The 23,703-nt window shown below is 65.1% G+C and carries 19 protein-coding genes; 8 read left to right on the top strand and 11 right to left on the bottom strand.

Annotated elements, in window-relative coordinates; translation table 11 throughout:
- Window positions 1-96: 96 nt before the first annotated feature.
- On the top strand, window positions 97-912 hold the full coding sequence (locus tag OCI36_RS10275) for a DUF4388 domain-containing protein (RefSeq protein ID WP_261664995.1): 816 nt from the start codon (window positions 97-99) through the stop codon (window positions 910-912).
- Between the two features lie 159 nt (window positions 913-1,071).
- On the opposite strand, the gene OCI36_RS10270 is transcribed toward OCI36_RS10275, so the two are convergent.
- The gene (locus OCI36_RS10270; RefSeq protein WP_261664994.1) at window positions 1,072-2,925 is read right to left on the bottom strand and encodes an ABC transporter substrate-binding protein; all 1,854 of its coding nucleotides are present in this window, start codon (window positions 2,923-2,925) and stop codon (window positions 1,072-1,074) included.
- Between the two features lie 184 nt (window positions 2,926-3,109).
- Here OCI36_RS10270 and OCI36_RS10265 point away from each other — a divergent pair, with 184 nt between their 5' ends.
- Together OCI36_RS10265 and OCI36_RS10260 are read left to right on the top strand one after the other, a co-directional pair.
- The gene (locus OCI36_RS10265) at window positions 3,110-4,549 is read left to right on the top strand and encodes a CCA tRNA nucleotidyltransferase (RefSeq protein WP_261664993.1); all 1,440 of its coding nucleotides are present in this window, start codon (window positions 3,110-3,112) and stop codon (window positions 4,547-4,549) included.
- A 37-nt stretch (window positions 4,550-4,586) separates the two neighbouring features.
- A complete protein-coding gene (locus OCI36_RS10260) occupies window positions 4,587-5,930 on the top strand; it encodes an acetyl-CoA hydrolase/transferase family protein (RefSeq protein WP_261664992.1) in 1,344 nt (447 codons plus the stop codon).
- Window positions 5,931-6,005: 75 nt separating this feature from the next.
- On the opposite strand, the gene OCI36_RS10255 is transcribed toward OCI36_RS10260, so the two are convergent.
- The 6 genes from OCI36_RS10255 to ptsG form a co-directional block, all read right to left on the bottom strand.
- Window positions 6,006-7,046, bottom strand: a complete 1,041-nt coding sequence (locus tag OCI36_RS10255; protein WP_261664991.1) for an SIS domain-containing protein — start codon at window positions 7,044-7,046, stop codon at window positions 6,006-6,008.
- A complete protein-coding gene (gene nagA / locus OCI36_RS10250) occupies window positions 7,043-8,251 on the bottom strand; it encodes an N-acetylglucosamine-6-phosphate deacetylase (protein ID WP_261664990.1) in 1,209 nt (402 codons plus the stop codon). The genes OCI36_RS10255 and nagA overlap by 4 nt, the downstream gene beginning before the upstream one ends.
- Window positions 8,248-10,065: a phosphoenolpyruvate--protein phosphotransferase gene (gene ptsP / locus OCI36_RS10245; protein WP_261664989.1), complete on the bottom strand. Its 1,818-nt coding sequence runs from the start codon at window positions 10,063-10,065 to the stop codon at window positions 8,248-8,250. Before ptsP ends, nagA begins: the two co-directional genes overlap by 4 nt.
- Window positions 10,058-10,327 carry an HPr family phosphocarrier protein gene (locus OCI36_RS10240; RefSeq protein WP_261664988.1) on the bottom strand — a complete coding sequence of 90 codons (270 nt, stop codon included), beginning with the start codon at window positions 10,325-10,327 and terminating at the stop codon, window positions 10,058-10,060. The genes ptsP and OCI36_RS10240 overlap by 8 nt, the downstream gene beginning before the upstream one ends.
- A 119-nt stretch (window positions 10,328-10,446) precedes the next feature.
- A complete protein-coding gene (locus OCI36_RS10235; protein WP_261664987.1) occupies window positions 10,447-11,763 on the bottom strand; it encodes an AI-2E family transporter in 1,317 nt (438 codons plus the stop codon).
- Between the two features lie 131 nt (window positions 11,764-11,894).
- On the bottom strand, window positions 11,895-13,988 hold the full coding sequence (ptsG, locus tag OCI36_RS10230) for a glucose-specific PTS transporter subunit IIBC (protein WP_261664986.1): 2,094 nt from the start codon (window positions 13,986-13,988) through the stop codon (window positions 11,895-11,897).
- Window positions 13,989-14,416: 428 nt separating this feature from the next.
- Between ptsG and OCI36_RS10225 the strand changes: the two genes are divergently transcribed.
- Window positions 14,417-14,728 (top strand): hypothetical protein, encoded by a 312-nt coding sequence (locus OCI36_RS10225; protein ID WP_261664985.1) that lies wholly within the window; start codon window positions 14,417-14,419, stop codon window positions 14,726-14,728.
- A gap of 64 nt (window positions 14,729-14,792) precedes the next feature.
- Here the strand turns inward: OCI36_RS10225 and OCI36_RS10220 are convergent, their stop codons facing one another.
- Window positions 14,793-15,449 carry a hypothetical protein gene (locus OCI36_RS10220; RefSeq protein ID WP_261664984.1) on the bottom strand — a complete coding sequence of 219 codons (657 nt, stop codon included), beginning with the start codon at window positions 15,447-15,449 and terminating at the stop codon, window positions 14,793-14,795.
- A 363-nt stretch (window positions 15,450-15,812) separates the two neighbouring features.
- Between OCI36_RS10220 and OCI36_RS10215 the strand changes: the two genes are divergently transcribed.
- Window positions 15,813-16,799: a bile acid:sodium symporter family protein gene (locus tag OCI36_RS10215; RefSeq protein ID WP_261664983.1), complete on the top strand. Its 987-nt coding sequence runs from the start codon at window positions 15,813-15,815 to the stop codon at window positions 16,797-16,799.
- 91 nt (window positions 16,800-16,890) lie between these two features.
- On the opposite strand, the gene OCI36_RS10210 is transcribed toward OCI36_RS10215, so the two are convergent.
- Window positions 16,891-17,604, bottom strand: a complete 714-nt coding sequence (locus tag OCI36_RS10210; protein ID WP_261664982.1) for a molybdenum cofactor biosynthesis protein — start codon at window positions 17,602-17,604, stop codon at window positions 16,891-16,893.
- 93 nt (window positions 17,605-17,697) lie between these two features.
- On the opposite strand from OCI36_RS10210, the gene OCI36_RS10205 reads away from it, so the two are divergent.
- Entirely contained in the window at window positions 17,698-18,234 is a 537-nt protein-coding gene (locus OCI36_RS10205; RefSeq protein WP_261664981.1) for a lytic transglycosylase domain-containing protein, read from the top strand.
- Between the two features lie 18 nt (window positions 18,235-18,252).
- Here OCI36_RS10205 and OCI36_RS10200 read toward each other — a convergent pair whose 3' ends face one another.
- On the bottom strand, window positions 18,253-19,410 hold the full coding sequence (locus OCI36_RS10200) for a Gfo/Idh/MocA family protein (RefSeq protein ID WP_261664980.1): 1,158 nt from the start codon (window positions 19,408-19,410) through the stop codon (window positions 18,253-18,255).
- A gap of 129 nt (window positions 19,411-19,539) precedes the next feature.
- Between OCI36_RS10200 and OCI36_RS10195 the strand changes: the two genes are divergently transcribed.
- Both OCI36_RS10195 and OCI36_RS10190 read left to right on the top strand, forming a co-directional pair.
- The gene (locus OCI36_RS10195; protein ID WP_261664979.1) at window positions 19,540-21,783 is read left to right on the top strand and encodes an acyl-CoA dehydrogenase family protein; all 2,244 of its coding nucleotides are present in this window, start codon (window positions 19,540-19,542) and stop codon (window positions 21,781-21,783) included.
- Between the two features lie 4 nt (window positions 21,784-21,787).
- The gene (locus OCI36_RS10190; RefSeq protein ID WP_261664978.1) at window positions 21,788-22,483 is read left to right on the top strand and encodes a PIG-L deacetylase family protein; all 696 of its coding nucleotides are present in this window, start codon (window positions 21,788-21,790) and stop codon (window positions 22,481-22,483) included.
- Window positions 22,484-22,496: 13 nt separating this feature from the next.
- On the opposite strand, the gene argF is transcribed toward OCI36_RS10190, so the two are convergent.
- Complete coding sequence (argF, locus tag OCI36_RS10185; protein ID WP_261664977.1) at window positions 22,497-23,525, bottom strand: ornithine carbamoyltransferase; 1,029 nt, start codon at window positions 23,523-23,525, stop codon at window positions 22,497-22,499.
- Between the last annotated feature and the right edge of the window lie 178 nt (window positions 23,526-23,703).

Raw genomic sequence — 23,703 nt, 5'->3', positions numbered from 1 at the left:
GGCGGGCCCTGGCTCAGCGTTCAGGGAATGTTCCGCGGCCCACCATGGCGAAAGAAAAGAATTGAGTGAGAAAGCTTAGGCGAATATAACCACATTATGTTGGTCTTAAATCACTCTTTTCAGGCTTCGGGGGGAGCCGCAGGCATCCGTGGGACCCTGGCCGAGTTGCCCCTGAACAGTCTGCTGGAGTTGATTCATGCTGCCCAGCAGACCGGGCTGCTGGAAGTCGAGGCTTTTCTAGGCCGCAGCAGCCTGACTTTGCGGTTGGCTTTTTTCGGCGGCGAAATCGTGGACTGCGCTGTACTGGACTGGCCGGGTCTGGACGCACTGTTCAGCTTTCCGCAGGACCTGAGTGCCGGGCACGCCGAATTCTGGGCCATTGATCCGGCGCAGGTGCAGGCCCAGCCACCTCTGGCGCCGTTCGAGTTCATCCTGAGTGAGTGGGCGCGCGTCACCGACGAATGGCCCCGTTACAACGAGTGGATTGGCAGCCCCAGCACCCGCTTTATCGGCGCGATGGCCCCGTTCAGCCGGCCCGGTGGATGCAGCGTGCGGGCCGCGGCACACGCGGGCGCCCGGCCGCTGCACGAGGTGGCCTCGCAGGTCGCTGAACTGGCCCAGGCCGGACTGCTCCGCCCAAAGAACGAGCCACCCCATCAGGAGTGGCAGTTCCTGCCGTTGCCGGCGCCACACACCTTTATTGCCGCTCAGGCAGGCAGCCCCCTGGAAGACCTGAACGGTCAGCTCAGCCTGTTTGATGTGCAGCAGGCCAGGTCTATTCCTATCGGCCTGGTCCGCGCCGAGCTGATGCGGGCCATTCAGCGCGGCTACCGCTTCCCCGGCTGCGGCTGGGTGATGCGCGACCTGATCTGGGAACAGGACTGGGAAGAAGCTGATCTGATGGTGCTCTAAAGCCCTGCCTATGTGGAAAGCAGCAGGTCATTACCCAGCGAGGAGGCGCAAGAGCAAACAGGCTTGCCGTAGCCAGTCATTCCATAGAACAAACAGACAAGGCGGCGGGTCACCCCACCGCCTGTCTCTTTTGTAGCTATCGCTCTACTGCTCTACTGTTCAGCTCTTGCTGATGTTCTTCCACAGCACGCCCATGGTGAACGAGCGCATCGGGTTGTAAGTGGTTTCGTCAACACCCTTCACGTTGTCGCGAATGGCGCGGATCTGCGGGTTGGTGGGCATCATGATGAAGTAGCCCTGGTCCATCGACCGCTGAGCGATCTGGCGGTACAGGTCCTTCCGCTTGGCCTCGTCGGTCGTGGAGCGGGCCTGATCAATCATCTTGTCCAGCTCGGGATCATTGATGCCGGTACGGACATTGTAGTAACCCTTGGAATCGTAGAAAGTGTGGACAAAGTTGTCCGGGTCGGCATAATCAGGCGCCCAGGTCGCCACGGTCAGGGCTTCCTTGCCGGCGCGGGCGTCGGCCAGAATGTCGCTCCACTGCTTCTGGTTCAGGTTGATCTTGAACTTGGGGTTTAGAGATTCGACGTTCTGCTTGATCATTTCCATCATGGTCTGGTGTTCCAGGTTGCCCTGGCGGGTCGACGCGTTGATGGTAAAGCCGTTTTCCCAGACCTTGCCGCCCCAGGCTTTCTTGAAATACTCCTCGGCGACCTTGAGGTCGAACTGCGGCGCGGGCAGGCTGGGGTCGTAGCCCAGGAAGGTGTCGGGCAGCATGAAGTTACGCGGCTGGCCTTTGCCGCTCTGCACCTGATCGATGTAAGCTTTCTGGTCAAACGCGGCGATAAAGCCCTTACGGACATCCGGGTCCTTGAAGAAATCGGCCGGAATGCCCTGGCCGTCCAGCTTGCCGCTGCCCAGGTTGACCGGGTCCTTGACCTTCTGGTTCATGGAAATACCGAACACATAGGTGTTGGGCAGGTTGTCGATGATCTTGATGCCCGGCTTGCCGGTCAGCTGCTGCTCGATAAAGGGGCGGCCGCCGGCCACTTCCACCACGTCGGCGTCGCCGTTCAAGAAGGCCTGGTTGCGCGAGGCTTCCTCGGGAACGATCTGCAGCACCACGGTCTTGAGGGCCGGGGCCTTGCCCCAGTACCCGTCAAAGCGCTCCACGATAATGTTGTTGGCGTCGCGGCTCTGGAACTTGAAGGGGCCGGTGCCGCTGGGGTCCTTGGAGAGCGGGCTGCCTTCGAGGTCCTTGCCCACGGCGTCTTTCCAGGTCTTTTCTGTGCCGTCCCACTCGCCAATCTCCTTGGCGTGCTTGGAATCCACGATGCCCTGGCCCAGGTAAGCCAGCTTGGGCACGAAAGAGGGGTCCACCTTGGGCAGGTTGAACACCAGCACGTTGCCGTCACACTGCACGGCAGCCTGAATGGCCTTCCAGGTCACCAGACCGTCCTTGTCGTCGTTGGCGTTGGCGGGGGTGCCCAGCAGCGATTCCGAGAGGAACCAGTTGCCGCTGGAGCTGGTGTTGGTCACCAGATTGCGCTGGAAAGTGTACTTGGCGTCCTCACAGGTCATGGGGTTGCCGGTATGGAACTTCACGCCGTCGCGCATGGTAAAGCGGTACTGCTTGCCGCCGTTGCCCTCTTCCCACTTGGTCGCCAGGCCCGGCACCATCTTGTTCAGGCTGGCGCCGTCGTAATCCACCAGGGTTTCGTACATGTTTTCCACGACCTGGCCGGAGCTGGTGTCATAGGTGGTGCCGGGGTCCAGGGTGGGAATATCGGCCGACTGCTGGATGATCAGGGTGTCGGCGGTGTTTGCCACCGCAGTGGCCGCGCCGGACGCGCCGGTGCTGGCAGCGCTGGCCGTCTCAGTGCCACTACTGGACGTTTCGGTGCCGGACGCCGGCGCCGTGGTGGTCGTGGAGGTGGTGGTTTCGGTCTTATTGTTACAGGCGGCCAGCATCAGGGTGCCGATCAGCAGCAGCAGCAGGTTCTTTTTCATGGGGGGTTCTCCTCTAGCTCAGGGCCGGCAACGCCATGAACAAGCGACAACCTGCGCGGGGTCAGGTCTGTACATTTGTTTAACGGTCGTGCAAGAAGCCTTGAGTCTTTATACAGTTCTGCTTTATCCGTTGCAAGCACAAGTCCGTCTGCCTTTCAGATGACAGGTCTTCTAGACTGGAGTCATGGCCCCTGCCCCCTCTCTCAAAAACACCGACCAGCCGAACTTTGCCATGCCGCCGGAGCCAGTTTCAGGACTCTGTGCCGCGCTGGCCGGCACCGGCTGTGAGCTGTACCTGGTGGGGGGAGCACTGCGAGACCGTCTGCTGGGGCGCCCGGCCCACGACCTGGACCTGCTGGTGCGGCATCCCGACCTGAGCAGCCCAGCGCTGGAAACCCTGCTGCGTGAGCGGCTGGCGCCGGCGCCGGTGCTGGGGGTGGGCGAATCGTTCCGGGTGCTGAAAGTGAAGTGGGCCGGCGAGTGGCTGGACTTGGCCCTGCCCAGCCGCCGGGAGTCCGGCACGGCGCGCTGGACCAGCGACCCACGCCTTCCGCTGGCAGACGACCTGGCCCGGCGTGACTTTACTGTGAATGCGCTGGCGCTGAGGCTGTGCCCCCAGGGCGAGGGAGAAGACGGCGCAGCCAGGTTATACGATCCTTTCGGCGGGCAAGCGGACCTGGCAGCCGGGCTGCTGCGGGCCACCCTCTCGGCGGCTGACCGGCTGGCCGAAGACCCGCTGCGGCTGCTGCGGGCCGCCCGCTTCGCCGCGCAGGGCCTGACGCCGGACACCGAACTCACCGCTGCGGCGCGGGCCGCCGCACCCCGGCTGGCCGAGGTGGCTCCCGAGCGGCTGTGGCAGGAATGGCTCAAGCTGTTCGCGGCGCCCCACAGCGCACGCGGCCTACGCTGGTTGGCCGACACGGGCGCCCTGGCGCAACTGGTGCCAGCCTGGTCGGAAGTGGACGGCCTGGAACAGCACAACCCCCACCACAGCGAAACCGTCTCGGAGCACCTGCTGAGTGTGGTGGAGAAGCTGGACCGGATGAGCGCCGCACCGCTGGCCCGGCAGGCCGGATTTTTTCACGATATCGGCAAAGGGCGTACCCGGCGGCTGGACAGGGGCCCGCGGGGAATCCTGGGGCATTTTTACGGCCACGAGAAGGTGGGCGCCGAGCTGACCCGCCAGAGCCTGCGCCGGCTGCGGGCCGATCAGCGCCACATCCGCGATCTGGGACGGCTGGTTGAGCTACACATGCGCCCTGGCCAGGCTGCCTCGCCGGCCGCTGCCCGGCGCCTGGCCGCTGCAGCCGGCGACCTGCTGGAGCCGCTGCTGGAACTGTACGCTGCCGACCGACTCTCGCACGTGGGCGAGGACCCAGCGCAGGTTCGGGAGCGGCAGGCGCTGATCCGGGCGTCTGCCGCTGCGCTGCCGCCGGCTTTCTCGCAGCATGCTCTGGCACTGAGCGGCCACGAACTGCTGGCGCTGGGCCTCAGCCCCCGTGGGGTGGGCGCCGCCAAACGGTGGCTGACCGAGCAAGTGCTGGAAGGCCGGGCCAGCAACGAACGCGGCTCCCTACTGCAGCTGCTTCAGCAGGAATATCTGCCAGAGCACAAGGAATTCTGAAGGGTCAGCCGCCCGCTCCGGGTGCGACACTGGGGCCATGCTTCACAATTCACGGACGGGCACCCCGGCCCGGCTCAGCGCCGCCGAGGCCATTGCTCACCTGAACCCCGGCTGGCGGGTCGCCATTTCTGGAAACGCCTCTTCGCCCACCCCGCTGCTGCGGGAACTGGCCCGCCAGGGCGAACGCCTGCGCGGCACCGAACTCTATTCGGTCCTGCTGATGGGCGAGAACCCTCTGCCCAACGAGAACAGCCCCTTTCTGCGCCGGGCGCTGTTCATGGGGCCGGCCGACCGCCGTGCTTACGGCAAGGGGCAGCTGGATTACATCCCGGTTTTCCTCAAAGACATTCCAGGCCTGTTCACTTCCGGCAGAATCCGCCTGGACGCCGCCATTGTGCAGGTCGCGCCGCCCGACGAACACGGCTTTGTCAGCCTGGGCACCGAGTCGGTGGGAATGCAGGCGGCGGCCCGCTCGGCACCTTTCGTAATTGCACTGGTCAACCCGCAGATGCCGCGCATGTACGGTGACTGCCACCTGCATCTGAGCGAGGTGGACGTGATCGTGGAGGACGATTTTGCCCTGCCCAGCACCGAAGCGTCCGTCCTGACCCCCGAGGAGCGACTGATCGGGCAGCATATCGCCGACCTGGTCGAAGACGGCGACACCGTCCAGATCGGCATCGGGGCCATTCCCGACGCTGCTCTCAGCGCCATGCACAGCAAGAAGGACCTGGGCATGCACACCGAACTGATCAGCACCTCGGTGATGGACGCGGTGCAGGCCGGCGTGATTACCGGCCGCCGCAAGACGGTGCACCCGGGGCAGATCATCGGCACCCTGATGCTGGGCACGCCGGAACTGTACCATTTCGCCGACCGCAACCCCATGTTTCAGATGTACCCCAGCAACTACACCAACGACGTGAACCTGATTGCCCGCAACCGGCGGATGACGTCGGTCAATTCGGCCATCGAGATTGACCTGACCGGGCAAGTCTGCGCCGACTCGGTTGGCACCCGAATGGTGTCGGGTTTTGGCGGGCAGCTGGATTTCGTGCGCGGCGCCAATGCCAGTGAGGGTGGCCGCTCCATCATGGCGGTGACCAGCACCGCGCTGGTGCGGGGGCAGGTCACTTCACGGATTGTCCCCCTGCTGCAACCCGGCGCGGGCGTGGTGACCACCCGCGGCGACGTGCGCTATATCGTGACCGAATATGGCGTGGCTGACCTGTACGGCCTCAGCCTGAGCGAGCGGGCGCAGGCATTGACCGCCATCGCCCACCCCGATTTCCGCGAGGAACTGGAAGCCGCGGCGGCGGCGCGCGGCCTGCGCCCGCTAAGTGTGGCGCCCGGCCTGCCCACTGCACCGGCAAATCAGTAAAGGCACTTGGCACAGCAAAGGCGGGCCGGAAAAAGAAGCTTGGACTTCTTGCCCCGGTCCACCCCCGAAAAACCGTCAGCGGGTGCGAGTCACTTTGTTCAGCAGCGGCGGCCGGTCGGGGTCGTTGCCCCGCTCCAGCGACACATGCGCCGCAAATAGATAAAAACCCAGTGCCGTCAGCAGAGGATCGGTAAAAGGATGGCCGCTGCCCGGGACCTGCAGGTCGCTGCCGGCGGCCGAGCCCAGAGTCCGCAGGTCGGCGCCATCCCCCCGCAGGGCCTGATATGCCTCGGCGGTGGTGGTGGCGGCAGCATCCTGTGAGGTCAGCCCCAGCAGCGGCACGCCTTCGGCAATCAGGCGCTTGGGGCCGTGGCTGAATTCGGCTGCCGAGTAGGCTTCGGCGTGCAGGCCACTGGTTTCCTTCAGTTTGAGGGCGGCTTCTTCTCCCACTCCGAAGTGCAACCCACGCGAGAGGACAATCAGGTTCTCAGCAAAGCGGTAGCGTTCTGCCAGCTCCCGGGCCTGAGCTTCCAGCCCCAGTGTCTGCTCGCAGAGGTCCGGCAAGCAGTCCAGCGCAGCGTGCAGCTTCTGGTCGTCCATCAGCTCAGCCAGTAGCGGCATCAGGGCATGCAGGCTGGCCAGGTAGCTCTTGGTGGCTGCCACAGCTTTTTCGGGTCCGCAGTGCAGGGGCAGCACCCACTCGGCCGCCTGGGCCAGGTCACTGTCTTCCACATTGACCAGCGCCAGGGTAATGGCGCCGCTGCGGCGGGCCGCCTGCACCGTCTCCACCACATCCGGACTGGCTCCCGACTGCGAAATGGCGATGACCAGAGCGCCGTCCAGATGAAGTTCGCGGCCATACACCGTCTGAACACTGGGGCCCATGCTGCCCACCGGCAGGCCCAGGCCCACTTCCAGCGCGTATTTGATCACCCGGCCGGCATGGTCGCTGCTGCCCCGCGCCACCGTAATGGCGTAGGGAGGCAGTTGCCCCCGTAGGCGGGCGGCCAGCGCCCCGGTCACGGCAGCGTTGCGCTCTCGCTGCTCACGCAGCACGCGGGGAATCTCGCGGGTCTCCTGCAGCATCAAAGGGTCGGTCGGATGGGCTGTCGTCATATCTCTCCTTGAGGCACAGGTGCCAAGCGCTGCCCGCCAATGTAGACGTCCACCACTTGCAGGTCTTCGTCCAGCACCACCAGATCGGCACGCAGGCCCTCGCGCAACTCGCCGCGGTCGGTCAGGCCCAGCGAGCGGGCCGGGTGAGCCGAGGCCATCCGGCTGGCTTCTGGCAGCGGCACGCCAGCGCCGACTGCGTTGCGGAGGGCCTGGTCCATGGTCAGCACGCTGCCGGCCAGGGTGCCGTCTGCCAGGGTGGCGCGGCCGTCACGCACAGTGACCGCCTGTCCGCCCAGTTCGCTTTCGCCGTCACCCTGGCCGGCGGCCCGCATGGCGTCGGTGATCAGCATGACCCGGTCCGGACAGGCGGCTCGGGCCAACTGCAGGTTGAGGGGATGCACGTGCTGCAGGTCGAAAATTACTTCCGGAAAGACCTGGGGATGGCTCAGCAGGGCGCCGGGCGGTCCCGGCACTCGGCCCTCGATGCCGCCCATCGCGTTAAAGAGGTGGGTGGCGGCCAGCCGTCCCAGCGGGGCCAGTTCCTGCAAGAACGCGGCCGTCTGGTCGCCGTCGGCGCGGGTGTGCCCCACTCCCATGCGCACTCCGGCGGCGGCCAGCTGCTGCGCTGCCGCAGCGATTCCGGGCACTTCCGGCGCCAGGGTAATGGCCCGCACGCACTCTGCAGCCAGCACCTCCGCGATCAGTTCCGGGGTAGGCTCCCGGGTGGCCGGATACTGCGCGCCCAGGCGCTGCGGGCTGATAAAAGGCCCTTCCAGATGGGCTCCCAGCACCTGCGCACCAGTGGGCACTCTGCCCTGAGCCTGCTGCTGCGCCTGCAAGTCCATCACCTGACGCACCGCCTGCAGGGCCGCCATAATCCGCTCCCAGGGGTTGGTGATGGTGGTGGCCAGCAGTGACGTGGTGCCGTGCCGGGCGTGCAGCCGGCTGAGGGTCTGGATACCTGCCACACCGTCCATGGTGTCGCCGCCACCGCCGCCATGCACGTGGGTATCAATAAATCCGGGCAGGATGTAGCGCCGGGGCTGATCCTGAGACTCCTCCAGCGTTTCCATGCTCTCGATCCACTGGCCGAAACTCAGCCGGCCGAAAGAAGCGGCCGTGCCATGCGGCAGCACCAGCCAGCCGGAAAGTTCCAGCAGGGGATGACTAGCCCCCGCTCCCCGCTGCTCCGGAATGCGGCTCATACTCCGGCCAGCTCCTCAGCGGCCGTGCCGAAAGCCCGGTGAACCAGAGCTTCAACCTCGGCAGCGGTGCCCAGGGTCAGCGCCTCGGCGGCGACTTCGCGGGCCTGGGACAGATTCAGATTGAGCAGCTGTTCGCGGCGCGACAGCAGAGCGGGCGCACTCATGCTCAGTTCGGTGACGCCCATCCCCACCAGCAGCGGCATGGCCAGGCGGTCGCCGGCCATCTCGCCGCACACGCCCACCCAGCGGCCGTGTTTCTGCGCGCCTTCACAGGTCAGCGCAATCATTTTCAGCACGCTGGGATTCAGCGGTTGGTAAAGGCCCGACACCTGTTCGTTCAGGCGGTCGGCGGCCATTGAGTACCCGATCAGGTCGTTGGACCCCACCGAGAAGAACTCGGCTTCACGGGCAAAAGTTTCGGCCAGCACGGCCGCCGCTGGCACTTCGATCATCATGCCCAGCGGGACATGCTCGGCCACTGATACGCCTTCGACTTCCAGCCGAGTGCGTTCCTCTTCCAGCAGGCCACGGGCCTGGCGGAATTCTTCCAGCGTGGCCACCATCGGGAACATGATTCGCAGATTGCCGTACGCACTGGCCCGCAGCAGCGCCCGCAGCTGCACCCGGAAGATGTCTGGGCGGGCCAGACACAGCCGGATGGCCCGGAAGCCCAGGAAGGGATTGGTTTCCTGCGGCAGATTCAGGTAGGGCGCGGCCTTATCGCCGCCGATATCCAGGGTGCGGATAATCACCGGCCGGCCATTCATGCCTTCCAGAACCTGGCGGTAGGCGCTGAACTGCTCTTCCTCGGTAGGTAGCCGGTCCTGGGCCATATACAGGAATTCGGTGCGGTAAAGGCCCACGCCCTCGGCGCCGTAGTCCAGCGCGATGGGCAGGTCGCCGGGGCTGCCGATATTGGCAGCCAGTTCAATGCGCTCGCCGTCAAGGGTGCGGCCTTCGGTGCCAACCAGCGCCAGCAAGCGGTCGCGGTGCTCGGAGTAGGAACGGGCGCGGGCCTGGGCTTCGGCCAGAGCGCTCTCGCCCGGTTCCACCAGCACGCGGCCCAGTTCGCCGTCCACGATGAGTGGGGTACCGTTGGCAATCGTCAGGGCCGCTTCTCCGGCGCCCACCACTGCCGGCAGGCCCAGCCCGCGCGCCATGATGGCCGAGTGGCTGGTGCGCCCCCCGACCGCCGTCACGACCCCGCGCACCAGTGAGCGGTCCAGAGCCGCCGTGTCGCTGGGGGCCAGATCGTGTGCCACCAGAATAGACGGTTCACGCAAGTCTCCCAGCGAGGACAGCGGGCGACCCAGCAGGTGCGAAAGCACCCGGTCACGCACGTCGCGCAGGTCGGCGGCCCGCTCGCGCATGTACTCGTCGTCCATCGTTTCGAACACTGCGATAAAGGTTTCCGATACCTGGCTGAGTGCCGTCTCGGCGCTCTGGCCCTGCTTTAAGCCGGCCGTCACCTGTTCCAGCAACTCGGGGTCGGCCAGCAGCAGCAGATGGGCGTCGAAAATTTCAGCGTGTTCTTCGCCCAGCTGCTCGGCCGTTCGGTCGCGCACCGCCTGCAACTCGGCGCGGCTCTGTTCCAGCGCAGCGTCAAAGCGCCGCTGCTGCTCGGCCGGGTCGGCGCCCTCCGTCTGGGCCTCAAACGTCAGGTCCGGCGGCCGCAAGACAAAAGCCCGGCCAATACCCAGGCCCGGCGAAGCAGCAATTCCGGTCAGGCGGCGGGCCACGTCCAGGGCGGTGGCTTCCTGCGCCGGGCTGCGAATACTGGCCTGGTCGCCGGCCAACAGTTCAGGTTCAGGCACGCTGCGCCAGTCCCTGATCAATCAGCGTCTGGCTGACAGTGTCCAGTGCCTGCTGCGCGTCTTCACCTTCCGCCGTCAGGGTAAAGGCGCTGCCCTTGGTCAGGCCCATGCTCAGCACGCTCATCAGGCTCTTGAGGTTCACGGACTTGTCACCGGCCACCAGTTTCAGATCGGCCGCGAAAGGCGTGGCCGCCTTGACCACTGCCGAAGCGGGACGGGCGTGCAGGCCATGTTCGTCGGTCACGATAAACTTCTGTTCCATACGCCGAGCATAGCGCATGCGTTAGAAGCGCTCCAGGCGCAGCCGTACATCTGACCTTAGTCAATTCTGCCTCATTCCCAGGCTGAACTCGGCCCGAAACTGGGGCCCTGCGCTCAGCTTCAGCGCCGGGGAGGAGCCTTGGTGCCGGGATCGGTTGGCGCCGGCGAAAGGGTCACACTACTCTTTGCTCCAGGAGCGCTGCCTGCCTGGTCCTCCGGCGTGTCGCCGAGTAAGCCTTCGAGCTGATCCAACGATACACCGCTCTCGTCCCGCGCGGCCGGTTTCGCGGTCTCTTGCTCCTCGTCCTGCCGTTCCTGCTGCTTTCTTTCCTCGGCCAGCTCCTCTTCCACATCGCCGCGAATCAGGGCCTGGGCCACGTCGTCACTGATATTGGGGCGGTCGGTGAGGTAGAAGTTCTCGTACAGCGCCTTGATCACGATCAGAAACGGCACCGTGAGAAAGGCGCCGACCAGCCCGAACACGCTGCCGAACAGCAGGATGCCGGCCATGACCGAAAGGGGATGCATCTTGGCGGCGCCGCTCATCAGCATCGGCGCGACCACGTAGGCTTCCAGCACGTGCAGCACGATAGAAAGAATCACCACATAGACAGCGATTTTGGGGTCGACGGCCAGAGCGAACACGGCCGGAATGGCCGTGGCGATAATGGACCCGATATCCGGAATCAGCTCACCGACCGCCGCCAGCAACCCGAAAATCAGCCAGTTTTCCAGGCCCAGGAAATACAGCCCGGCCGCCATCGCTCCGCCCATCAGCAGCATCAGCAGGACGGTGGCGCGGCCCCAGGCGCCCATCTGCATCAGAATCTGCGCCAGCGCGCGGGTGGCCTTGATCCGGTAACCCTGCGGCACCGCGCCGATGGCACCGTTGATCAGCGGGGTGGGGTTGGCCAGGGCGTAGATGATCATGACCAGCGTGACCAGGGCCAGAAAAATACCCAGTCCCAGCTCGGTGACCTTGCTCACCAGCGAGCCGGCCGAACGCGACAGCCAGCCGCCGGCCCAGTTCTCCACCTGGCGCAGGGCGTCGCTGTTGAGGTTCAGCAGCGGTTCCAGCTGCGGGTAACGCTGCTGCAGATTGCCCAGAATGTCCTGCAGCTGGCCCACATTGGTAGGCACCAGTGCAGCGAGGTTACTCAGCTGCGCGAACAGGGGCGGCAAGGTCAGCAGCACGCTGGCAAGCAGCACAGCCGTCAGCACCAGCACAGTGGCGGCAGCGGCCAGACCACGCGGCATCCAGCGCGAGAGTGTCCTCACGACCGGGTTGAGCGCTGTGGCAATCAGGAGCGCCAGGACGACAGCCATCAGCGGCGAGGCGACATGACTGAAGAAGTTGATCAGCAGCAGCGCGCCAATAGTCATCAGGGCGGCCGGCACCAGATTGATGATGCGGACCGAGGCAGGTGGGGTGGTCATAGCCGAATAGTAGAGCGCGGCGGCCCTGGCCGATGTTAAAAGGCCAAGGCCGCCCACCTGCGCCCCCGATCCAATCCAGAAAAAGGGGCCGAAGGCTCACCAGCCTCCTGCCCCTCTACCACAAAGAAAAATCAGCTGATGCGCACCCGGCCGCCGTCCAGCTCGACCCGCTGGCTGTCGTCCAGGTTGGTAAACAGCACCGGGGTCAGCAGGCTGGGCACCCGGCCACGGACAGTGTCCAGGTCCACCCGCAGCAGCGGCTGGCCGGCCGTGACGCGGTCACCCTGCTGCACCAGCGGGGTAAAGCCCTCGCCCTGCAGGTTTACGGTGTCAATGCCCACGTGGACCAGCACTTCCAGGCCGTTGTCGGCCCGCAGGCCCAGCGCGTGGTGGGTGGGGAACAGGGTCACCACTTCGCCGGTCACAGGGCTCCGCACCTCGCCGCTGGCCGGCTCGATGGCAAAGCCCTGGCCCATCATGCCGCCGCTGAACACTTCGTCCGGCACCTCGCTGAGCGGCACCACGCGGCCGTCCAGAGGCATGGTCCAGTCCTGCGGCAAGCCGGGGTGAGACGCACTGACCGGGTCCTGCACTGGCATCGGCTGCGGCGCAGCCTGGGGCGCGGCCGGGATGCTGACCTCGGTGTAGCCACCCTGAGCGATCACCTGCTGCATGGTTTCCTTGATGCGGTCAGAGCGGGTGCCGTATACGGCCTGCACCGAGTTGCCCACTTCCAGCACGCCGGACGCGCCCAGCTGCTGCAAGCGCGCCTTGCTGACGCGGTTTTTGTCGTTCACGGTAACGCGCAGGCGGGTGATACAGGCGTCCAGGTTATGGATGTTGTCCGGGCCGCCAAAAGCACGCAGAATTTCCACCGCTTCTTCTTTCTCGTCGGCGGGCACCACAGCGGCGGCGCTGGCAGTCACTTCTTCCTCGGCCTCGCGGCCGGGGGTCGCCAGGTTCAGTCGGCGAATCAGGAAGCGGAACACCACGTAATAAATAGCGGCGAAGGCCAGACCGAACAGCGGAACGAGGATCGCGTTCTGGCTCTTGGGCCACAGCAGCACGTAGTCAATAAAGCCACCCGAGAAAGTAAAGCCAGCGTGGATATTGAAAAGGTGCATCAGCGCAAAGCTGAGGCCAGTCATGGCGGCGTGAAACACGTACAGCACCGGCGCCACGAACATGAAAGCGAATTCGATCGGCTCGGTGATGCCGGTCAGGAAAGAGGTCAGCGCCGCCGAGAGCATGATGCCGCCTACAGCTGCCTTGCGCTCGGGGCGGGCTTCCTGATAAATGGCCAGCGCCGCCGCCGGCAGGGCGTACCCCATGATCGGGAAGAAACCGGTCATGAAAGTGCCGGCCGTCTTGTCGCCGGCCAGATACCGGGTCAGGTCGCCGTGCACAATCTCGCCGGTGGCCGGGTTAGTGTAGTCACCGGCGATAAACCAGAACGGCTGATACCAGATGTGGTGCAGCCCAAAGGGAATCAGCAGGCGGTTGATAAAGCCAAACAGAGCGGCGGCCAGGGTGGGCTGCTCGTTGACCGCAAAGTTGGAAAAGGCATTCAGGCCCTGCTGAATCGGCGGCCACAGAAAAGTCAGGGCGATGCCCAGGAAAATGGCCGCCGCTGCCGTCACGATCGGCACAAAACGGCGCCCGGCAAAAAAGCCCAGCCACTGTGGCAGCTGAATGTCCTTGTAGCGGTTATAAAGCCAGGCCGCCAGCAGGCCCATGATGATGCCACCGAAGACCCCAGTTTGCAGGGTGGGAATCCCTAGAACGCTCGCGTAGGCGCCCGGCTGCGCGTCTTTGACTGCCGCAAATTTGTCGGCGTCGCCCAGGCCCAGCCAGGCGCTCATGGTGGAGTTCATCACCAAAAAGCCCACCAGGGCAGCCAGCGCGGCCACGCCAGCGCCGCTGCTGAGGCCCACGGCCACGCCCATGGCGAAGATGATAGGCAGGTTGCCGAAAATAACGTCGGACGCGCCCACCATCAGCTTGCCGATGAAATGCAGCCAGTCGGGGATGGAGTTGTACCAGGTATAGGACTTGTCGTTGAGCGCTGAGCCGACGCCCAGCAGAAGACCGGCGGCCGGCAATACGGCGACCGGCAGCATTAGGGCCTTGCCGATTTCCTGTAAGGAACCGAACAGGCTCTTACGCGGTCCTGTGGGGCTGGGGGAAGCGGCAGAAACAGGCTGCCTGACGGGCGTTTGGGTCATCAGAGGAATCCTTTCAGGGGCTGGCCGCAAGCGGGAACCGGGCCAGAGCTTCCGGCCCGCGGGAGTCAGAGGGGCCGGCATTTCTTGGTTGACATTCCAGGCGGACGCTCTAGTATGACCTAAAACAGAACACGAAACCCTTTCTCGTTCAGCCGGCCTGAGTCGTCTGAAGCCTGGAAAGTTTTCCAGTAGCCTTGCGGGAGACCACTGAGCAGAGAAAGAGGGCCTAAGTTTGAGGCCAACTTACAAGTATTAAAGTTTTATAAAGGCAATGGTCCTTTTACCTCTCAACAAGCGTAATCTTTCACACACAAAAATCTCTCTATAAATACAGCAAAAAGGGCTCTAGGCTACCGGATGAAACCGGGGCAAAAAGAGGTCTTGTTTTTCTCATCCTGCTCAGATGTCGGGAGAGCAAGATGTGCGCCATGAAGAAGATTTTTCTGTTGATGATCGCCAGCACCGCTCTGATGGCCTGCTCTCCTAAGACTGAGACCACCACCAGCACCACTACGACCACTGAAACCACCAGTGCGGCCACCAGCACTGACATGGCCAGCGACACCACCAGCACTGACATGGCCAGTGACACCACCAGCACTGACATGGCCAGCGACACCACCAGCACTGACATGGCCAGTGACACCACCAGCACCGATATGGCCAGTGACACCACCAGCACCGACATGGCCAGCAGCACCATGAGCACCGATATGGCCAGCAGCACCACCACCAACTGAGCCTTCCTCAGTAAACAAAAAGTGCCTCCAGTTCAACGGAGGCACTTTTTTTGGTTAGATCTCGCTAGTCGCCCTGTGAATAGGCCCGAAACGGTTCGCTGAGCCGCGTCACACCACGCTGGATCACTGTTACCTTGGCATCTTCCCCGCCGGTGGACACGTTATAGACGTACCCTCCCGGCGCTGGAAAACGGTAGATGTTCACGCCTGCAGAAGTCTGGCTGCGCTGGCCTCCGGTCACATACACTCCCGGCGAGCCATCAAAGTTGCGGGTGGCATAGGTAGCCGTCCGGCCATTGTCCCAGATGATGACGGTACGCCGGTCAGTTGCCCCCATAAAGGCCGCCTGAGGCACATAACGGCAGGAATGACGCTGACCATTCAGCATCATCTCCCCCACCCGGGTCATGCGGTATTCAGGGTCATGCGCATTTTCGACGTTGCTGATGTGCAGGTAATCCCGGTTATTCTGATCCGTCAGCTGCCGGCCGGGGAAAGCCAGTGGATAGTAAATGTTGCCCGCGCCGGGGTCTGCCCGCCCTACCCTTACAGGCCAGCTTTCCTGCACGCCGGGTACAGAACCCTTACGCCAGCGATAAAGCGTTGCCACGCCGCCAACATCAGTGGGTGGCCGGGACAAGGCCAGGACAGCGTCTGGCGCGTCACACCAGGCCAGCGCCTGCACAGGGTGGCCGGCAGTGGTCTGAATATAACTATGCATTTCGCCGGCCTGCGCTGCCCCAGCCAGAGCGAGACCCAGCAGGGCCAGGGCTAGACGGGATCTGGATCTGGAAATCCTTTTCATTGCGCTCCTCCTTCTGCTGTTTTCCACTGTGGTCCTCGCAGGGCTGAGAAGCGTGAACCCTCCCTGCCACAGAGCAAGAGAAACAGAACGCGTGGCAGAGTGGCGCAGAAGCCAGGATGCTTTATAGTCGGGGCATCCCAATCAAACAGCTGACAACTGGCAGGCAAGTAATAGCTTGTAGCTGCCAGACGATTAGCATACTGGAGGCAACCCCATGTACAGCCGACCATATCTTCAGCAGTATGAACCCGGCATCGGCCAGGCAAACGGAGCCTGCCAGTGACCGGTACGGCAGCTATCCCACCAGGCCGCGCCGAGCGGCTGGCCGTCACGGTTTTCCCGGTATTGGTCGTGCTGAGCGGCCTGGCCGGTTATCTCCTGCCGGGCACCTTCAAGTCGCTGGGATCGCTGGTACCCTGGGGGCTGGGGCTGATCATGTTCTTTATGGGGGCCACGCTGACCCTACCGGATTTTGCCCGGATTGCCAGCCGCCCCTTGATTGTGGCAGCCGGTGTGGCTGCGCAGTATGTCATCATGCCGCTGCTGGCCTGGGGCGTGGCAAGGCTGCTACAGCTGCCACCCGAACTGGCCACGGGACTGATTCTGCTGGGCTGTGTGCCCGGCGGCACTGCCTCCAATGTGGTGACCTATCTGGCCCGCGGTGACGTGGCACTTTCGGTCTCGCTGACCACCGCTTCAACTCTGCTGGCTCCCATCATGACGCCGCTGCTGACGTTATGGCTGATGGGGCAGGCGACCCAGGTCAGCTTCAGTGCCCTGATGATCTCTATTCTCAAGACGGTGCTGCTGCCGGTGGTGCTGGGCGTCATCGTGCGGGTCTTTTTTCCGCGTGGAATCGAAGCGGTGCAGCCGCTGCTGCCCTGGCTCTCGACCTTGGCCATCAGCTTTATCGTGGCCGTGATTGTGGGAGGCGCCGCCGAGCGGCTGGCAACCGCTGGCCTGCTGGTGCTGGTTGCAGTGGTGCTGCACAATGGCCTCGGCCTGCTGCTGGGCTACCTGGTTGGCCGCAGCATGGGCCTCAGCGCCGCCGCGCAGCGCACTCTGGCTTTTGAAGTCGGTATGCAGAACTCGGGGCTGGCCGCTTCGCTGGCAACCCTGCATTTCTCGCCGCTGGCTGCGCTGCCCGGTGCTGTCGCCGCCGTGTGGCACAACCTCTCGGGCGCCATGCTGGCCGCTGTATTTGCCCGGCAGCCACTGCCTGAAGAGCAGCCGGTCAGCCCAGCCACTACTGAGCCCCTAGGCTGACCGGTTAGAAAGAGGGGCACCGCCACCGGATAAGGTTTCCGCCCGGTGGCGGTGCTCTTTGAGTTCTCAGGTCAGGAGGCAACAGATCAGCTCAGAGCGTTTCGGCCGGGCTGACGCCTTCCACCCAGCGCTGGCCGTCTTCCAGTTCCTCCAACTTCCAGACCGGAATCACGGCCTTGACATGTTCAATCAGCCAGTCGGCGGCGTCCAGTGCAGCGCGGCGGTGAGGGCTGCCCACCCCGATCACGATGCTGGCCTCGGCCGGTTGCAGGCGGCCGGTGCGGTGCGCCAGATAGACTGCCAGGTCGCCGTCCTCGCCGCCAAAGCGCTCGCGGGCCTGGTCGGCAGCCTCACGCAGCACTTTCTCGGCCATACTGGCATAGGCTTCGTACTGAATCAGGGTCACGGCCTGCCCTTTGTTGGGCGAACGCACCGTACCCACGAAATAGCTCTGGGCACCGTAACGGGGCCGCACCAGAAACGCTTCAGCCTGCGCCAGGCTCAGGGGTTCGGCCGTGACCTGCACGGCGGTCAGCCCTGGCTCCTGTTCATTCTCTATATCCGAGCCGCCAGCCACCGGCGGAAGAAAAGCCACCTCGTCGCCGGCGTGTAGGGCAGTGTCAGGGGCAGCGTAGTTCTCGTTCACGGCGGCCATGCAGCCGCTGAGGTCCAGCCCCTGCTGCTGCTGCAGCTGCCGGGCCAGGTCGCGGACCGTGGCGCCCTGCGGCACCTCGGCGGCAAACTCGGGCTCGGGCACCTGACGGCTGAGATGGGCGAACAGCAGCACACGCACGGGGAAAGTCATGGCAGGCATTCTACGGGGGTCAGCGCCGGGCAGCTGTGACAGAGCCGTGCAAAACCTGGGATTATAAGAGCCGGTATGAAGTGGAAGGTAAGTATGATCCTGGCTGGCCTGCTGGGCCTGGGCAGCGCGGCTCAGGCCCAGAGTGCCGCCACCCCCATGCAGATAGCGCCGGTGCAGCGCGGCTGGAATTCCTGCGCCCCGCACGAACGCGGTCAGCTGGCCTACAACGCCGGGCAGCGGCAGATTCTGGTGCCACAGGAATATTCCGACTGGCTGCGGCAATCGGCCCGCGCCGAGGGCGTGCCTGAAACCCTGCTGTTCTCGCTGGTATGGCATGAATCGGGCTTTTGCCAGAATGCGCTTTCAAGCGCCGGAGCCATCGGGCTAGGACAGCTGATGCCGGGGACCGCCCACAGTCTGGGTGTCGACCCTTACGATCCCCAACAGAATCTGCGCGGCAGTGCCCGCTACCTACGCCAGCAGTACCAGCGCTTTGGCCGCATCGAGCTGGCCCTGGCCGCTTACAACGCGGGCCCGGCACGGGTGGCGGCCTGCGGCTGCGTGCCGCCCATTCCCGAGACCCGCAACTACGTGAACAACATCGTGCAGATGTATCTGTCGTTCAGCTGAAGTGGGAGGACACCTTCCTTAGCCGGGCAGCACCGTTTCCTGCGGCGCCGTCCGTCCCGGCACCTCGGGTGGGGTGCCGCGGAACACATCGCGGCCCTGCGGAGCGTCCAGCTCCACGCGGCGTCCCTGCCGGGCCGACTCGTAAATGGCAGCCATCAGACGCTGGTCCTGCACGCCTTCCTCGCCGGGGGTCCAGGGCTGCGCCCCGCTGCGAATGCACTGCGCGAAGTGGTCCATTTCCAGCGTGAACTGGTCGTATTCAGGAAAGTCCGGCTGCTGCTGGCCCCGCTGGGTGGTCAGGGTCAGGTCCAGATCGTTGTACTGAAAAGCCGGGTCCAGCGCGGCGTGCCCGAGTTCGCCCAGCACGCGGAAAGTGTTCACGTCCAGCGCGGCGTAGCTGGCCTGACAGTCGGCCAGGACGCCGCCCGCAAATCCTAGCCGGAAACTGATGCTGCGCTCCACCTCCTGAAAGCGGGGGTCATCGCCCACATCCTGGGGCTGTTCCAGGGCGGCTTCGACCCACAGCGGCTCCTGCCCCAGCACAAAGCGCACGGTATTGAGGCTGTAAAGCCCGATGTCCGGCAGGGGACCGCCGCCCGCCATCTCCTGCTGTAGGCGCCAGGCTTCCGGATCATCTTCCACATGGGAATGAACCGAATTCAGCAGCCGGACCGGCCCTAGCTCGCCGCGCTGCACGGCGTCGCGCACGGCCCAGTGGTGCGGAGTGTACTGGCAGCGGTAGGCCGTCATCAGCAGCACGCCGGCCTCGCGGCAGGACTGCACCATCGCCTTGGCGTCTTCCGGGGTGCTGGCCAGCGGTTTTTCGCACAGCACGTGCTTGCCCATCCTCGCCGCCCGCTCCACGTACTCGCGGTGCAGCGCGTTGGGCAGCACGATATACACCGCCTGAATATCGCCCCGGTCAGCCAGCTGCTCGAAGTCCTCGTAGGCGTAAATATCTTCAGGGCGCAGAGGCGAGATCTCGAACGCCTCAGCCTTGTCCTCGGCGCTGGTGACCAGAGCGGCCAGATAAGCCTGGTCGCTCTCGCGGATAGACGGAATCAGCTCGTCCTGGGTCAGCTGGCCCACGCCCACAATGGCGTAGCCGATGCGGCCGTCAGGCCGGGCGTGCGTTGAAGCTGTGGAAGATGTCTGGGGCGGATGTTTCTCAGTCATGATCTCCTCAGTCTAGAAAGCCACCGCTGCCGCCGGGCGCAGCGGCGCATTGACGGTCCCTTGAGATTAAATGCCGTGCAGGGCTCTAGTTCATCTATCTCAGGAGCGGCTCAGCGCATCGTAGGAAAGATGAATGGTCCTTCTGCTTCCCCACTGGCCTCTTTCTGGATGGGCGGCTTCGAGTGCAGTCAGCAACGCCTGCCTTCCGGACAGCGGGTGGATGTCCTGGACGCCACCGCCCACGACCGGCTGGCCGCGCAGGACTACGCGGCGGTGCAGAGCCTGGGACTGGGCACCGTGCGCGACGGCCTGCGCTGGCCGCAGATCGAGCGGCGGCCCGGCGAGTACGACTTCAGCTCGGCCGAGGAGCAGGTGCTGGCCGCACAGAGCAGCGGCGTACAGGTGATCTGGGACCTGCTGCATTACGGCTACCCGGATTTTCTGGATCCCTACTCGCCGGAATTTGCCCCGGCCTTTGCCGCTTACGCCCGGGCAGCCGGCGAGTTCCTGGCGCAGCATACGGCCGGGCCGCTGTGGCTGTGCCCAGTCAACGAAATCTCGTTTTTCGCGTGGTCGGGCGGCGAGGTGGGCGAGTTCGCGCCTTTCGCACATGGACGCGGGCACGAGCTGAAACGGCAGCTGGCCGCCGCCTCTATCGCGGCGATGCGGGCGCTGCGGGCCACGCTACCAGAGGTGCACTTTCTGCATGCTGAACCGCTGATTGCCGTGCACGCCGACCCACAGCGGCCTCATGAAGCGCAGGAAGCCGCCGGCTTTCACGCCTCGCAGTTCGAGGCGCTGGACATGCTGCTGGGCCGGCTTTACCCCGAACTGGGCGGTTCGCCGGAGCTGGTGGACCTGATCGGGCTGAACTCTTACCCGGCCAACCAGTGGATCCACCACTCGGAACACGAGCGGCGGCGCACGCTGGAGCCGGCCGACCCGGAGTTCATTCCACTGCGGCAACTGCTTACGGAAGTCTGGCGCCGCTATGAGCTGCCGGTGGTCCTTTCCGAAACCGGCACCGAGGGCAGCGCCCGGTCCGCCTGGCTGCGCTGGGTAGCTTACGAGGCGCTGGCGGCGCGGGCCGCCGGGGTGCAGCTGCAGGGCATCTGCCTCTATCCGGTGCTGGACCATCCCGGTTGGGTGGACGACCGCCACTGCCCCAACGGCCTGCTGGACTATGCAGGCACCGGGGGGCCGCAGGGCCAGCGGGCCTCCGACCCGGTCCTGAGTGCGGCGCTGCGAGAAGTTCAGGGCTGGGAGCAGAGCGGTCTGCCCGCGCAGGAACCCCCGGCGCCCAGTCTGCCCCAGTCGCTGGGCACAGCGCTGCACCGGCTGGCCCTGGCCGCCCCCGACCTGCTGGCCGAAGCCCCGCTGCGCCACGCCGATGGGCAGTTTCCACACGCGTCCATCGCGGCGCTGCGCCGGCAGGGGCTATTGTGGGCCAACTTGCCGGGCGGGCTGGGCCACGACCTGAGCGGCCCTGACCTGCTGGAACTGCTGCGGGCAGTCGGCCGGCTGAGCCTGCCGGTGGCCCGGCTGTACGAGGGACATCTCAACGCGCTGAGCCTGCTGCGGCGCTACGGCACCCCGGAGCAACTGGCAGAAGCGGCCGCCAGCGGCGAGCTGCTGGGCGTCTGGAACACCGAGGAAGCTCCCGGCTTGCAGGCGCAGCCAGCGCCGGGCGGCTGGACACTGAGTGGCAACAAGACTTTTGCGTCCGGCGCCGAATTCATCCGGCCGCTGCTGCCGGCCGAGGTGGCCGGCCAGGGCCGAATCATGCTGCTGGCGCCGGCGCCGCTGCCTCCTGAGCGGTTTGATCACCGCTTCTGGCAGCCGCTGGGCATGCGGGCCAGCGTGAGTGCACGGGCCAACCTGAGTGGGCTGGTGTTTCCGCCCGGCAGCGCTGTCGGGCAGAGCGGCGACTATTACCGCCAGCCGGAGTTCAGCGGAGGCGCCCTGCGTTTCCTGGCCGCGCAGCTGGGCGGGGCCGAGGCTGTGCTGGACGCCGCCCGCGAGGTCGTGACCCAGCTGGGCCGTCAGGACGACGATGTGCAGCGTCTGCGCTTTGCCGAAGCGGCGGCCGGGGTAGAAGCTGCCTGGCAGACAGTGCGCGAAGGTGGGTTCCGGCTGGCCGTACAGGGCGAGGGGGCACTGGACTATGTGGCCTTGTGCCGGGTGGTGGCAGAAAATGCCTGCCTGCAAGCCTGTGAAGCAGCTGAGCGCGCCGTGGGGGCCCGTGGGCTGCTGGCTCCCAACGACCCGGAGCGGCTGATCCGTGACTTGCGCCACTACCTGCGCCAGCCGGCCCCCGACGCGGCCCGTCTGCAGGTGGGCGCCGCCACCCTGAACGGAACCGCATGGAGCTGAGCCGGTGCTGACACCTGTTCCACTGAATGCAAGCCGGCTGCAGGGCCCGGTCTGGGTGGTGGCTCCCCACCCGGACGACGAGGCGCTGGGCTGCGGCGCCCTGCTGGCTGCCCTGACAGCCCAGCAGACCGAAGTCTGGGCGCTACTGCTCACCGATGGTGGGTTCTCGCACCCCGGCTCACAGGCATACCCCCGGGAACGGCTGGTGGCGGCCCGGCTGGCCGAGTGGCGGCGCGGCCTGGACCTGCTGGGCGTACCGGAAGAACGCACCCGGGCGCTGGGGTTTCCGGATGGGCAGCTGGCAGAAGTTCCGGTCGCTACCGTGACCCAGGCCGTACAGCAGGCTTTTCAGGCCGCGCCGCCCGCATTGGTGCTGCTGCCCTGGCAGCGTGACCCCCACCCCGACCACCGCGCCGCCTGGGCGCCGGTCCGGGCGGCGTCCCCGGCACCGGTGTTGGGCTACTCAGTTTGGCTGACCGAGCGGGGGGCCGGTCCCGACTGGCCGTCAGCGGCCGAGGCGCAGGCACTGAGCTTCGACACCGCTCCCTATGCGGCCCACAAAGCCGCCGCCATCGCTGCCCACGCCACGCAACTGGGCACTATCACCGACGACCCAGGCGGCTTCACCCTGGCGCCGGAGATGGTGGTCCGCGCCGTGGCCGGTCCGGAACTTTATTTCCACCCGGCCAGCCAGCCCTGAACAGTTCTCTGGTTCAGTCAGCCCAGACGCGCGGTTCGGGGCAGAGGGTCGCCACCAGCAGCGCCTTGATGGTGTGCAGGCGGTTCTCGGCCTGATCAAACACGATGCTGGCCGGCGACTCGAACAGCTCGTTGGTGACTTCCAGGCCGCCTGCGAGGTGGGGATGCTGGCTCATCAGCTGAGCGCCCAGCCGGGTTTCGGCGTTGTGGAAAGCTGGCAGGCAGTGCATGAACCGCACTGCCAGGTTCTGCGCCGCGGCCATCACATCGCTGTTCACCTGATAGGGCAGCAGCTCCTCGATGCGCTCGCCCCAGGTTTCTACCGGCTCGCCCATGCTGACCCAGACATCGGTGTGGATAAAATCGGTGTCCTGCACCGCCTCCGCGATGTCCTCGGTCAGCAGCAGCCGGGCGCCGCTCTCAGCAGCAAACTCGCGGCAGCGAGCCACGTGGGCTTCCTCGGGCCACAGATGCTGCGGCGCGGCAATGCGCACGTCCATGCCCAACTTGGCCCCCAGCAGCAGTAGCGAGTTGCCCATGTTGTTGCGGGCATCGCCCAGGTAGGCGTAGGCAATGTCCCCGACCGGACCCGGTTTATATTCCAGCATGGTCAGCATGTCGGCAAACATCTGGGTAGGGTGAAACTCGTCGGTCAGGGCGTTGTAGACCGGCACGCCGGCATGGTCGGCCAGCTCCTGCACGGTGCGCTGTAGCCGGCCCCGGTACATGATGCCGTCGTACATTCGGCCCAATACCCGAGCTGTATCTTTATTGGACTCTTTACTGTAAATATGCGTGCCCTGGCTGTCCAGATGCACAGCGTGCCCGCCCTGGTCCAGCATGCCCAACTCAAAAGCGCTGCGGGTGCGGGTAGAGCCTTTCTCGAAAATCATCGCCAGGCTGCGGCCATGCAGGTTGGGAAATTCCTTCCGCTCTCGTCGGGCGCGCTTGAGTTCGGCGGCGAGGTCCAGCACACTCAGGATGTCCTGAGCGCTCCAGTCCAGCAGGCTGAGCAGGTGGCGTCCGTAGAGAGCTGAGGTCATTGCTGTATCACCATTGCAAAATTATACGTACGGGCAGCCAAAATGCAACCGCCCCCCCTGTTCCTCGGCGGGGGGCAACCCGGCGTTTGACAAGCCGGCAGCCTCGGGCATAGGCTACCGCCACTGATGTTTGTCTTGTCGCACCATCATTCGAGCTAGCCACGTCCCGGAAGCGGGA

This window comes from Deinococcus sp. Marseille-Q6407 (assembly GCF_946848805.1).
In the GTDB taxonomy this organism is placed as follows: domain Bacteria; phylum Deinococcota; class Deinococci; order Deinococcales; family Deinococcaceae; genus Deinococcus.
This window is presented reverse-complemented; position numbering and strand designations above follow the sequence as displayed.